Source organism: Paracraurococcus lichenis (assembly GCF_030657435.1).
In the GTDB taxonomy this organism is placed as follows: domain Bacteria; phylum Pseudomonadota; class Alphaproteobacteria; order Acetobacterales; family Acetobacteraceae; genus Paracraurococcus; species Paracraurococcus lichenis.
Genome location: NZ_JAUTWS010000436.1, coordinates 1 through 588 on the forward strand (window position 1 = coordinate 1; position 588 = coordinate 588).

A 588-nucleotide genomic window follows, 5' to 3' on the forward strand; every position below is an offset into this window, starting at 1 on the left:
GGAGGGCGACGTCGAGATCGACGAGGTCTACGTCGTGGCCGGACACAAAGGCCAGCCTGCGGCGGTGGCCAAAAGGGGCGGCCTGGACGCCGCCGCAGACTGGCGGGAGCGCCAGGCCGCGGCACGCTGGAGAAGGACAAGCCGCCAATCCTCGGCCTGATCCAGCGCGGTGGTCAGGTGGTTATGCGCATGCTGGCCAATGTGCAGCAGAAGACGATCCAGCCAATCATCGAGGCTGCCGTCATCAAGGGTGCCCGCGTCCACACCGACGAGTACGACATCTACGCCCGCCTGCCGGTCTGGGGTTATCGGCACGTGACGGTCTGTCACGCCCGTGGCGAGTATGCCCGCGATGACGACGGCGATGGCTTCTGCGAGATCCATGTCAACACCATGGAGGGAACGTGGTCTCTGCTACGCTCCTGGCTCCGCCCGCACCGGGGCATCTCGCAAGAGAAGCTGCCGCTGTATCTCGGCTTCTTCGAATTCGTGCACAACGCCCGGCGCCGCGGCAAAGCCCTCCTCGGCACTCTCGTCGCAGCCCTGGTCGTGTGATGTGCCCCATCACCCCGGATCCCATCAAGAGCC

Annotated in this window: 1 protein-coding gene; it reads left to right on the top strand. The window is 65.8% G+C overall.

All coding sequences use genetic code 11. The features are described 5' to 3' along the window. Nucleotides 1–555, top strand: a 555-nt coding sequence (locus Q7A36_RS40675) for an IS1595 family transposase (RefSeq protein ID WP_305109465.1), incomplete at its 5' end; no start/stop codon positions are given. Between the last annotated feature and the right edge of the window lie 33 nt (nt 556–588).